Genomic DNA, 11613 nt, shown 5'->3' with positions numbered 1-11613 from the left:
GATACTTTTGACTGTTTTCGTTACCGATGAGGTTCGTAGCCGACTGATCGAGGGCGTGCATGTCGCAGGCCGCGAAGTGATTTCGATCTACGAGCGCGATTTTAACGTCGAAACGAAGGAGGACAAGAGCCCGCTGACCGAGGCGGACATGGCCTTACATCATGCGCTCGTCGAACTCCTGGAAACCCTCACACCTGAGGTGCCTATCCTTTCGGAAGAGTCCAGCGAGATTCCCTTCGCCACTCGCAAGGGCTGGCAGCGCTACTGGTTGATCGATCCGCTCGACGGCACCAAGGAGTTCATCAAGAAAAATGGCGAGTTCACCCTGAACGTGGCGCTGATCGAAGCAGGAGAGCCGGTTTTCGGCATTGTGCACGCACCGGTACTCGAGGCAACCTGGGTAGGCCAGCAAGGGCAGGGGGCATGGAAGCAGGAAAACGGCGGGGTTTTGCATCCTATCCAGGTGCGGCCTCTTCCCGAGCCGAAGCAAGCGCCCTGGCAAGTAGTCGGCAGCCGTTCCCATGGCTCCAAGGAGTTCGAGGCGTTCCGCGCCGGGCTCCCAGCGCATGAATGCGTTTCCATGGGGAGTTCGCTCAAGCTTTGCCTCGTTGCCGAAGGCAAGGCCGATCTCTACCCGCGCCTGGCACCGACCAGCGAATGGGATACGGCAGCCGCACAGGCAGTGGTTACCGCAGCGGGCGGCCAGGTACTGAATGCCCATTCCCTGGAGCCGCTGCGCTGCAATCAGCAGGAGAGCGTGCTCAATCCGTTCTTCATCGTATGCGGACAGCGAGATGAGCGCTGGGAGTCGGCCTTGAAGGCCAGTCTCTAATCTTCGATTGCTTACCTAGGTTTTCCGATGTCGCAACTTTCTCCCGAACGCCAGACCCACCTCAAGCAACTCGAAGCCGAGTCGATCCACATCATCCGCGAGGTGGCCGCCGAGTTCCGCAACCCGGTGATGCTCTATTCCATCGGCAAGGACTCCTCGGTGATGCTGCATCTGGCGCGCAAGGCCTTCTTCCCCGGGCCGCCGCCGTTCCCGCTGATGCACATCAACACCACCTGGAAGTTCCGCGAGATGATCGCCTTCCGCGACCGCATGGCCGGTGAGGTGGGCATGGAGCTGATCGAGCACATCAACGAAGAGGGGCGTGCCGCCGGCATCAACCCCTTCGATCACGGCTCCAGCGGTTACACCGACGTGATGAAGACCCAGGCGCTCAAGCAGGCGCTGGACAAGTACGGCTTCGATGCCGCCTTCGGCGGTGCCCGCCGCGACGAAGAGGCGAGCCGCGCCAAGGAGCGGGTGTTCTCGTTCCGCGACAAGTTCCACCGCTGGGACCCCAAGAGCCAGCGCCCGGAGCTGTGGAATCTCTACAACGCCCGGGTCAACAAGGGCGAGTCGATCCGCGCCTTCCCGCTCTCCAACTGGACCGAGCTGGACATCTGGCAGTACATCTACCTCGAGCAGATACCCATCGTGCCGCTCTACTACGCCGCGCCGCGCCCGGTGGTGGAACGCGACGGCATGCTGGTGATGGTCGACGACGAGCGCCTGCCGCTGGCCCCCGGCGAGGTGCCGGAGGAGCGCTGGGTGCGTTTCCGCACCCTGGGCTGCTACCCGCTGACCGGCGCGGTGGAGTCGAAGGCCGACACCCTGCCCGAGATCATCCAGGAGATGCTGCTGACCCGCACCAGCGAGCGCAGCGGCCGGGCCATCGACCATGACCAGGCGGGCTCGATGGAGAAGAAGAAGCGCGAGGGCTATTTCTGATGGCACATCAATCGACACTGATCGCCGATAATATCGAGCAGTACCTGCACGAGCACGAGAACAAGGACCTGCTGCGCTTCATCACCTGCGGCAGCGTGGATGATGGCAAGTCGACCCTGATCGGCCGGCTGCTGCACGATTCCAAGATGATCTTCGACGATCACCTGGCGGCGCTGACCCGCGACTCCAAGAAGAGCGGCACCACCGGCGACGCCGTGGACCTGGCGCTGCTGGTCGACGGTCTGCAGTCGGAGCGCGAGCAGGGCATCACCATCGACGTGGCCTACCGCTTCTTCTCCACCGACAAGCGCAAGTTCATCATCGCCGACACCCCGGGGCACGAGCAGTACACCCGCAACATGGCCACAGGTGCCTCCACCGCCAACCTGGCGATCATCCTGATCGACGCCCGTTACGGCGTGCAGACCCAGACCCGGCGCCACAGCTTCATCGCCGATCTGCTGGGCATCCAGCACCTGATCGTAGCCGTGAACAAGATGGATCTGGTCGAATATTCCCAGGCACGCTTTGACGAGATCGTCGAGGAGTATCAGGCCGTTGCCGAGAAGCTCCACGCGCGCGACATTCGCTTCGTGCCAATGTCCGCCCTCAAGGGTGACAACGTCGTCAACAAGAGCGAGACAATGGGTTGGTACGATAAGACGACCCTGCTGGAGCTGCTGGAAAGCGTAGAGATCAGCCACGATAAAAACCTGCGCGACCTGCGTTTCCCGGTGCAGTACGTCAACCGCCCCAACCTCGACTTCCGTGGCTACGCCGGTACCCTGGCAGCTGGTATCGTTCATCGTGGTCAGATCATAAGGGCTCTGCCTTCCGGTAAGGTTTCCAAGGTGGCACGAATCGTGACCTTCGATGGCGATCTAGAGACTGCCTACCCGGGGCAAGCGATCACCCTCACCCTGGAAGACGAAATCGATATCTCCCGTGGCGACTGGATCGTGGCCGAAGAAGCCAAAGTGCCGCTTGCCAATGGCTTCGAAGCAGATATCGTGTGGATGCACGAGGCCCCGTTGGAGCCCGGCAAGCTGTACGACCTAAAGCTTGCCACCCGGGCCGTGGCTGGCAAGGTCACGGCCATCGACTACCAGGTCGACGTCAACACGCTCGAGCACCGCCACGCCGAGAATCTCGATCTCAACGCCATCGCGCGTTGCCATATCGAACTGACGGCGCCGGTGCCCATCGACGATTACCGCACCAGCCCCGGTACTGGCTGCTTCATCCTCATCGATCGCCTCAGCAACGTAACGGTTGGGGCGGGGATGATCCATCAGCCACTGGATAGCGAACTGCCCTACGAGTTCCGCGAGCACGATAGCAAGGCCAACGTCGTGTGGAACCGCACCAGCGTTACCCAGGCCATGCGGGAGCAGCTCAATGGTCATCAAGGCAAGTGCGTTTGGTTTACTGGCCTGTCAGGTTCAGGTAAATCGACCCTGGCCAATGCTCTGGAAGTGGAACTGAACCGCCGCGGCTATCATACCATGCTGCTGGATGGCGACAACGTACGCCACGGCCTGTGCAAAGACCTCGGCATGAGCGAGGAAGACCGCACCGAGAACATCCGTCGCGTAGGTGAATTGGCAAGGCTGTTCGCCGAGGCCGGTATCATCGTCATTACCGCCTTCATCTCACCGTTCCGTAGCGACCGCGACGCCGCTCGGGCCCTGTTCCAGAACGGCGATTTCATCGAGGTGTACGTCGACACTCCTCTGGATATCTGCGAACAGCGCGACCCAAAGGGGCTTTACCAGAAAGCGCGTGAAGGCAAAATCAAGGACTTCACGGGTATCAGCAGCCCCTATGAAGTGCCCAAATCAGCAGAACTGACGGTCAATACCGCAGAGCTGAGCCAGCAGGAAATCATTGGACTGCTTCTCAAGCAACTCTAGTAGAACTAAGCCTGTGTGATTACTGTTTGAAAAATTACGTGAGAATACATTTTCTGAGAATAAAATTAGCAGTCAATGTATATTGGCAATGAATTGTTTTTAAGCTGAAGGAATAATGATGTTTAACGACTCTTCCGTGTTGGTTACAGGTGGAACCGGCTCGTTTGGCCATACTTTCATACCCATGCTGCTGGAGAAATATAACCCCAAGAGGGTCATTATCTTCTCGCGTGATGAAATGAAGCAATGGGAAATGGCCAAGAAGTTTCACAACGACCCCCGTGTGCGCTTCTTCATCGGTGATGTACGTGATCGTGAACGTGTCTACCGTGCGCTGGATGGGGTCGATTACGTAGTTCATGCAGCCGCCACCAAAATCGTGCCCACAGCCGAATACAACCCCTTCGAATGCGTTAAAACCAATGTGATGGGGGCCATGAACCTTATCGACGCCTGTATCGACAAAGGCGTGAAGAAGGTGGTGGCACTCTCCACCGATAAGGCCAGCAGCCCAATCAACCTTTATGGTGCAACAAAGCTCACCTCTGACAAGCTGTTTGTGGCGGGTAATTCCTATGCCGGCGGACACAACACCCGCTTTGCCGTCGTTCGCTATGGCAATGTGATGGGCTCGCGTGGTTCGGTCATCCCGTTCTTCATGTCCATCAGGGACAAGGGTGTGCTGCCGATCACCGATGAGCGCATGACCCGCTTCATGATCAGCCTGGAGCAGGGCGTTGAACTGGTTTGGCACGCCTTCGAAGATATGGAAGGCGGCGAAATCTATGTCAAGAAGATCCCGTCGATGAAGGTAACGGATCTCGCTCGGGTGGTGGCTCCAGAGGCCAAGCAAGAAGTCGTTGGCATTCGTCCTGGCGAAAAACTGCATGAACAGATGATCGGTGCCGAGGACGCCTACTACACCTACGAGTACCCTGAGCATTTCAAGATTCTTCCGGCAATCAACAGCTGGGACCAAGATGCCAACCGTATCAAGGATGGCAAAAAAGTTCCCGAAGGCTTCGTATATGCTAGCGATAACAATGCGGAGTGGATGAGCGACGAAGAGCTCAAATCCTGGATCGACGCCAATTGGGAAAAAATCGGGAGCATTTGATGATTCCATATGGCCGTCAGGATATACAGCAGCAAGACATCGAGGCGGTATTGGAGGTTCTGCGCTCCGACTTTCTCACCCAAGGGCCAGTCGTACCACGTTTCGAGCAGGCCGTAGCCGAGAAAACCGGCGCGACCCATGCCCTGGCAGTGAACAGTGCCACTTCAGCGCTGCATATTGCCTGCTTGGCGCTGGGGCTAGGTGAAGGCGATAGGCTGTGGACCTCGCCCGTGACCTTCGTTGCCTCTGCGAACTGCGGTCTCTACTGCGGGGCAAAGGTCGATTTCGTCGATATCGACCCCAGAACGTACAATCTCTGCCCTGAAGCTCTTGAGTCGAAGCTGGAACAGGCCAAGCAGGAAGGGCGTTTGCCCAAGGTCGTGGTAGCGGTACACCTGTGCGGGCAGCCTTGCGACATGCAGGCCATTCATGCACTAGCCCAGCGTTATGGCTTCAGGGTCATTGAAGATGCTTCTCACGCGATTGGTGGCAAGTATCAGGACGAGTACATCGGGAACTGTCGTTACAGCGATATCACGATCTTCAGCTTTCATCCGGTGAAGATCATCACCACGGCGGAAGGTGGGATGGCGCTGACCAATGACGACCAGTTGGCTCAGCGGATGAATTTGCTGCGAAGCCATGGCGTGACCAGAGATCCTGAGCTGATGACGCATGAAGCGGACGGCCCTTGGTATTACCAACAGGTCGACCTTGGCTTCAATTACCGCATGACCGAGCTACAGGCTGCGCTGGGTGTCTCCCAACTGGAGCGACTTGATGACTACGTCGCACAACGCAATGCCCTGGCTGAGCGCTATGACAACCTGTTGGCCGAACTGCCGGTGACCACTCCCTGGCAACACCCCGACAGTTACTCCGGACGTCATCTCTACGTGATTCGCCTCAAACTGGATATCGTTGGCGTCAGCCATCGCCAGGCTTTCGAGTCACTGCGTGAGCAGGGCATAGGCGTAAACCTGCACTATATACCGGTGCACACTCAGCCCTACTACCAGGCGATGGGGTTCCAGCCGGATGATTTCCCTGAGGCCCAGCGCTACTACGCCGAGGCCATCAGCCTACCGCTTTACCCCACCATGAGCACCGCCCAGCAAGACGAAGTCGTAAGTGCCCTGCAGCAGGCTTTGGAGGTTGCATGAGCGATAACGCTCCTTCGGGCAGCGTGGTGGTAATTCCCGCCCGCGGAGGCAGCAAACGGATTCCCCGCAAGAATATAAAACCATTTGCCGGCAAGCCAATGATCGCCTGGTCGATCGAGGCTGCCCTGGCCAGCGGCTGCTTCGATCGTGTGCTCGTCTCGACAGATGACGAAGAAATCGCCACAGTAGCCAGCGAATGGGGGGCCGAGGTGCCATTTCGGCGCCCGGCCGAACTATCCGATGACCATACCGGCACCATTCCCGTCATTGCCCATGCCATTGAGTGGCTCCGCGAACAGGGCGAAGCCCCAACTGCCGTCTGCTGTCTCTATGCCACGGCGCCTTTTGTGCAGCAGGAGGATCTGAGGCGGGGGTATGAGAGCCTTCAGAAAGGTGAAGAGGTTGACTACGCCTTTTCGGTAACGAGCTATGCCTTTCCCATACAGCGGGCGCTGCGTCTGACTCCGCAAGGGCGAGTGGCCATGTTTCAGCCCGAGAATTTCCATACCCGCTCTCAAGACCTGGAAGAAGCCTGGCATGACGCTGGCCAGTTTTACTGGGGACTAAGCGACGCGTGGCTCGACGGTCGGCCGGTTTTCTCTGAGCGTGCCGTGCCGGTATTCTTGCCGCGCCACCGAGTGCAGGATATCGATACTCCTGAGGATTGGCAGCGTGCCGAATGGCTGTTCAAAGCCTGGCAGGCGGAGCAAGGAAAGAAAGCCCTGTGAGTTTCCGGTCTGATGCAAGTCGAGGAAAGGTCATCGCTATTCGAGCGGATGCCTCGCTCGAGATAGGCACAGGTCACATAATGCGTTGCCTGACATTGGCCCGCGCACTGCGAGAGCTGGGGGCTGAGTGTCACTTTCTTTGCCGTGAGCATCGGGGCAACCTGTGTGAGATGATTCAGAGCGAAGGGTTCTTCGTGCATCAATTACCGAAGGAGGCACAGGACGATGCGAACGGAGCTTCATCCGGTGCCCAGCCTGATAGGCTGAATGGCATAACGGAACATTCCCAGTGGCTTGGAGCCTCTTGGCAAACCGATGCCGAGGCATGCCGAGCCATTTTTGAAGACCTTGCCCCTGACTGGCTGATAGTCGACCACTATGCCCTGGACGCCTGCTGGGAAAAGGCGGTTCTCCCTCAGGGGGCTCGTCTGCTAGTCATCGACGACCTCGCTGATAGACCCCATATCGCGGATATTCTTCTCGATCAGAACTTAGGGCGACGTGCAGAAGACTATGAAAGCCTGATTCCCGCGAGCTGTCGCTGCTTGGTTGGTCCGCATTATTCGCTACTGCGCCCTGAATTCGCCGAGCTACGTGAAGCAAGTCTGGACCGTCGACGAGAGCCGTACGAGCCTAAACGGCTGTTGATCAGTCTAGGGGGCGTCGATAAGGATAATGCGACAGGCGGGGTGCTGGAGGCGCTCAAATCCTGCAGTTTGCCTGCCGGCAGCCAGATAACCGTCATCATGGGGGCTTCGGCACCTTGGCTGGAGGCGGTCAGGACCAAAGCTTGCGAGTTGCCTTGGCATTGTGACGTTGTAGTCAACGTTACGGACATGGCCGAGAGAATGGTCTGGGCAGATCTGGCCATTGGCGCGGCGGGAAGTACCTCATGGGAACGATGCTGCCTTGGGGTCCCGACCTTGATGGTAGTGCTGGCAGAAAATCAGAAGGGGATTGCTCAGGCCTTGCATCAGGCTGGTGCTGCTTACAACGTGGGAGAGGCTGACTCACTGAATCGCTTGCGCGACATCTGGTCAGAGATTATTCGCCCTGCTCCTTTGGCCCAGATGAGTCACATTGCCTCTCATCTTGTTGATGGTAGAGGGGTGGCCCGGCTTGTCGAGGCGATGACGATACACAGTCATGCAAGGGAAATACGCAATGGCTGAAGATAGCGGTCAGCTTCGCCCACTTCAGGCGGCAGAACTCGACATCGTGCGTGAATGGCGAAACCATCCGGAAGTTCGTCGCTTCATGTACACACAGCACGAGATTGGCGCGGAGGAGCATCGAGCTTGGTTTGAAAGAGCTCAGCAAGATCCGAACCGTCACTTGTTGCTCTACCTTCACCGTGATGAACCGATGGGTTTTGTCAATATTTCAGTTGTCAACTTGGCTGCGAAACGAGCCGAGTGGGGCTTTTACCTTTCGCCTGATGCTCCACGTGGTAGCGGTCATCGCCTAGGCTTTGCAACGTTAGAATATGTCTTCAAGACGCTGGGCTTGCACAAATTATGCGGTGAAGCACTAGCATTCAATACACGCTCCATTCGGTTCCATGAGCGCCTTGGTTTTACACGAGAAGCCACTTTACGCGATCACCACTTTGACGGCCAAAGTTTTCACGATGTCGTCGGATTCGGGCTGCTCGCCAGTGATAGAGCAGCAAGAGAAGGAGCTAAAGTATCATGACATTGCCGTACATTGAAATTGACGGTCGCCGGATTGCTGAGGATCAGCCCCCGTATATTATCGCTGAGCTTTCTGCTAACCATAACGGTAAGTTAGAAACCGCACTGCGAATTATTGAAGAAGCCAAGAAGGCAGGTGCAGATGCGATAAAACTTCAGACCTACCGTCCCGATACGATTACCCTTGATTGTGACAGCGACGACTTCAAGATCAAAGGTGGACTATGGGATGGCCGCACACTTTACGAACTCTATGAGGAAGCTCATATGCCATGGGAGTGGCATGAGCCACTCTTTGCTCGTGCACTTGAGCTTGGTATAACTATCTTCAGTTCTCCCTTCGATACCACGGCTGTCGACTTGCTCGAAGGCTTAGGGGCTCCTGCTTACAAGATAGCTTCGTTCGAAGCCGTGGATCTCCCGCTGATCGAATACGTTGCCAAGACCGGCAAGCCGATGATCATCTCGACAGGCATGGCTGACGCAGAAGAGATTCAAGAAGCTATTGATGCTGCTCGTGGTGCGGGTTGCAAACAGCTAGCTATTCTCCATTGCGTGAGTGGCTACCCGGCACCTGCAGAAGATTACAACCTGCGTACGATACCAGACATGATCGAACGCTTTGGCCTGGTAACAGGATTATCCGATCATACTTTGGACAATACTACCGCCATTACTAGTGTTGCCTTAGGCGCGAGCCTAATTGAAAAGCACTTCACCCTAGATCGCAACGGCGGCGGCCCTGATGACAGCTTTTCTCTGGAGCCTAAGGAACTTGCCGAGTTATGCCGCGATAGCAAGACGGCATGGAGTGCGATGGGTAAGGTGGATTACGGCAGGAAATCGAGCGAACAGGGAAACGCACAATTTCGGCGATCTTTATATTTTGTAGAAGACTTGAAGGCTGGAGATGTTATAACTGAAACTTCTATTAGAAGCGTGCGTCCAGGCTTCGGCGTCGCGCCAAAAAAATTATCCAGCTTGGTTGGAAAAAAAGTCAAAAAGGATGTTAAGGCAAACACGCCAGTTATTTATTCCATGGTTGAATAGATCAATCAAGATGTGACTTTAATTTATTAGTGCGGAAAGGCAAGTGAAAAAAATATATCTCCATGTTGGGCCTCATAAAACAGGCAGTACGCTGCTTCAGCAGTTTGCAAAAAACAACAAAGAAATAATGAGGAGTCACGGAATTTTTTACGTCCACAACATAAGGCTGCTTCCGCACTGGGATATAAAAAAATATATCGCAGACGGATTTTCTCTCCTGAAGGGAGATTTTATTAACTTTCTTGAAAAAGAGGTTGTTTCAAAAAAGGAGTTTGGTAATATTTTAGTCTCTTATGAAGGATTTTCCGGAGCTATTGGGAAAGAAAAAAATATTTATCCTTTTTCAGATGTTATATTAAAAAACATCTCTGATGCAGCATCGGAAATGGGTTATGATCTGCACGTAATTTTTGTAATAAAAAGACAAGATAACTTCATTGAAAGCATGGCATTGCAGAATGTTCAAAGTGGTAGATTGGTTCCATATGATAAATTCATAGCTAGCACCCCTTGCTTAAGTAGCATTAACTGGCTTGAGGTTTTGGTCGGGTTGGAAAAAATTGTTGGAAGATCGAAGCTTTCCGTGATGGTTTTTGAAGAAATAAAGAAGAGCGCTGAGAGTTTCATAACAAAATTCTTTCGCATAATAGCCGAAGACTTTAAGATTATATCATATGAGCCCGGGTTTCAAAATCCGAGCATGTCAGGAATAGCATATGAGTTTTCTTTAGAAGCCTTTAAGTACATACCTGATGTAAAGAGTCGAAAAGAATTGATTCGCTTTTTGCAACAAAAGTTTCCAGCAAGCAAGTATGGAAAGCTCACTATCTTCAGCGATCAAGAAAGAAAAGAAATTATTTCAGCTTCATCAGAGAGCAATAAGCTATTATTTTCTCGCTATAACATGGATTGCGAAATTTATAAAGAATTCTATACGTCTTAAAAGCTGGCTTTTGCCGTCTAACACTTTCTTAAATAGTTTTAACCGAGTGAGATACCGTTAGGCTGGCTTAATCTCATCCGGCGTGAACTGAGAATGTTATTGATGTCCAGTGTGCGGTATTGGAGATTTGGATTGTTGTGTGGTACTTTGCATTAATCAATGGGAAGAGAAAGCCACTAATGTTTTGAATGTGATGGCCATGATATATCTTTAAGCATTTTTATATGTTCTCCCTTAAAATTTAATTTCAATGTTAAGAAAATGAAATGAAAAGAATATTTTTACACATTGGTGCCCATAAGTCGGCATCGACTACAATCCAAAGAACTTTAAGAGCAAACAATGAATTGGTTGAGACGCGTTATGGCTTTTCGTTTATAGGAGGGCAGGAGCTAAAAGGAACTGCAGTAGCGACTCATTTTAGGTCAATTGCTAATAAGGAAATACTAAACCAGCATGATTTTGCAAAATCTATCAAAGATGCAAAAGAAGACTTAAAGAGGGTGTTGAATAACTGCGGAAAAAACGATGTCATTATCTCTTGGGAAGGTATTCTAGGCCATTCCTCACTAGATATATACAAGGGAATTTATACTCATCACTTAGTGGTGGCGGAATCTATAAAGGAAATATTTGGCGATGAACTTGTCAATGCCATCATGGTTGTGAGAAAGCAAGATGCTTTTATAGAGTCCTGCTATCTTCAGCAAATAAAAGAGCAGCGATCACTTTCTTTCGATGAATTTGTTGAAGCAATAGATATTAAAAATCTATCATGGCATGATGTGGCAAGTTCTTGCCACAATAAACTACCTGGTAAATTCACAGCTCTTCCCTTTGAACTAATATTAGAGCTGGGGACAGAAGTGTTTATAGAAAAGTTCCTGTATATATTAACTAAGAAGCGCTGCAGTCTCAATGGATTTAATGTGATTAAACAAGCTAACGCTAGCTTTTCCGAATATGGTGTAAGGTTGTCTAGAGAGATTCTTCCAAAAGTAAGCGGTGTACGAAAGAAGGAAATTAACAGAATACTCTTTAAAGAATTTTCAAGTGACAAGTATGGGAAAGCAAGTTTTTTTAATTCGTTCAATCGAGAAAGTTTAAGGCTCTGCTTAAAAGAGGACAGTACGCTTATGTTTGATCACTTTTTAGCTCCATCTCTCATTAAATCCGGATGCTCTCCTGAATTGATTAAAAAATATTATTGTTAATGACATTTGAGGTT

General features: G+C 52.8%; 11 protein-coding genes. All 11 read left to right on the top strand.

Annotated elements, in window-relative coordinates:
* Positions 1–7 precede the first annotated feature (7 nt).
* The 11 genes from cysQ (at position 8) to HOP53_RS05145 (ending at position 11599) form a co-directional block, all read left to right on the top strand.
* Complete coding sequence (gene cysQ / locus HOP53_RS05195; RefSeq protein ID WP_234269022.1) at positions 8–832, top strand: 3'(2'),5'-bisphosphate nucleotidase CysQ; 825 nt, start codon at positions 8–10, stop codon at positions 830–832.
* Positions 833–859: 27 nt separating this feature from the next.
* Positions 860–1777, top strand: a complete 918-nt coding sequence (gene cysD / locus HOP53_RS05190; RefSeq protein WP_234269021.1) for a sulfate adenylyltransferase subunit CysD — start codon at positions 860–862, stop codon at positions 1775–1777.
* Positions 1777–3690: a sulfate adenylyltransferase subunit CysN gene (cysN, locus tag HOP53_RS05185; protein ID WP_234269020.1), complete on the top strand. Its 1914-nt coding sequence runs from the start codon at positions 1777–1779 to the stop codon at positions 3688–3690. Before cysD ends, cysN begins: the two co-directional genes overlap by 1 nt.
* Positions 3691–3808: 118 nt before the next feature.
* Positions 3809–4807, top strand: a complete 999-nt coding sequence (pseB, locus tag HOP53_RS05180) for a UDP-N-acetylglucosamine 4,6-dehydratase (inverting) (protein WP_234269019.1) — start codon at positions 3809–3811, stop codon at positions 4805–4807.
* Positions 4807–5970: a UDP-4-amino-4,6-dideoxy-N-acetyl-beta-L-altrosamine transaminase gene (gene pseC, locus HOP53_RS05175; protein ID WP_234269018.1), complete on the top strand. Its 1164-nt coding sequence runs from the start codon at positions 4807–4809 to the stop codon at positions 5968–5970. The genes pseB and pseC overlap by 1 nt, the downstream gene beginning before the upstream one ends.
* Positions 5967–6698 (top strand): pseudaminic acid cytidylyltransferase, encoded by a 732-nt coding sequence (gene pseF / locus HOP53_RS05170; RefSeq protein WP_234269017.1) that lies wholly within the window; start codon positions 5967–5969, stop codon positions 6696–6698. The genes pseC and pseF overlap by 4 nt, the downstream gene beginning before the upstream one ends.
* Entirely contained in the window at positions 6650–7870 is a 1221-nt protein-coding gene (gene pseG, locus HOP53_RS05165) for a UDP-2,4-diacetamido-2,4,6-trideoxy-beta-L-altropyranose hydrolase (RefSeq protein ID WP_267955208.1), read from the top strand. The genes pseF and pseG overlap by 49 nt, the downstream gene beginning before the upstream one ends.
* Positions 7863–8393: a UDP-4-amino-4,6-dideoxy-N-acetyl-beta-L-altrosamine N-acetyltransferase gene (gene pseH / locus HOP53_RS05160; protein WP_234269015.1), complete on the top strand. Its 531-nt coding sequence runs from the start codon at positions 7863–7865 to the stop codon at positions 8391–8393. Before pseG ends, pseH begins: the two co-directional genes overlap by 8 nt.
* Positions 8390–9442, top strand: coding sequence for a pseudaminic acid synthase (gene pseI / locus HOP53_RS05155; protein WP_234269014.1), 1053 nt, complete (start codon positions 8390–8392; stop codon positions 9440–9442). Before pseH ends, pseI begins: the two co-directional genes overlap by 4 nt.
* A 43-nt stretch (positions 9443–9485) precedes the next feature.
* On the top strand, positions 9486–10385 hold the full coding sequence (locus HOP53_RS05150) for a hypothetical protein (protein WP_234269013.1): 900 nt from the start codon (positions 9486–9488) through the stop codon (positions 10383–10385).
* 266 nt (positions 10386–10651) lie between these two features.
* Complete coding sequence (locus HOP53_RS05145) at positions 10652–11599, top strand: hypothetical protein (RefSeq protein ID WP_234269012.1); 948 nt, start codon at positions 10652–10654, stop codon at positions 11597–11599.
* The last annotated feature ends 14 nt before the right edge of the window (positions 11600–11613 follow it).

The sequence above is a fragment of the Billgrantia ethanolica genome, from assembly GCF_021404305.1.
Classification (GTDB): domain Bacteria; phylum Pseudomonadota; class Gammaproteobacteria; order Pseudomonadales; family Halomonadaceae; genus Halomonas; species Halomonas ethanolica.
The sequence above is the reverse complement of the archived record's forward strand: the minus strand, read 5'-3'. Positions and strand labels throughout refer to the sequence as shown.

Bases quoted from the DNA above. Each gene is read 5' to 3' on its own strand.
- pseB (WP_234269019.1), top strand. From the start codon at position 3,809: ATGTTTAACGACTCTTCCGTGTTGGTTACAGGTGGAACCGGCTCGTTT.
- cysD (WP_234269021.1), top strand. From the start codon at position 860: ATGTCGCAACTTTCTCCCGAACGCCAGACCCACCTCAAGCAACTCGAA.
- pseI (WP_234269014.1), top strand. From the start codon at position 8,390: ATGACATTGCCGTACATTGAAATTGACGGTCGCCGGATTGCTGAGGAT.
- HOP53_RS05145 (WP_234269012.1), top strand. From the start codon at position 10,652: ATGAAAAGAATATTTTTACACATTGGTGCCCATAAGTCGGCATCGACT.
- pseF (WP_234269017.1), top strand. From the start codon at position 5,967: ATGAGCGATAACGCTCCTTCGGGCAGCGTGGTGGTAATTCCCGCCCGC.
- cysN (WP_234269020.1), top strand. From the start codon at position 1,777: ATGGCACATCAATCGACACTGATCGCCGATAATATCGAGCAGTACCTG.
- pseG (WP_267955208.1), top strand. From the start codon at position 6,650: ATGGCTGTTCAAAGCCTGGCAGGCGGAGCAAGGAAAGAAAGCCCTGTG.
- pseC (WP_234269018.1), top strand. From the start codon at position 4,807: ATGATTCCATATGGCCGTCAGGATATACAGCAGCAAGACATCGAGGCG.
- pseH (WP_234269015.1), top strand. From the start codon at position 7,863: ATGGCTGAAGATAGCGGTCAGCTTCGCCCACTTCAGGCGGCAGAACTC.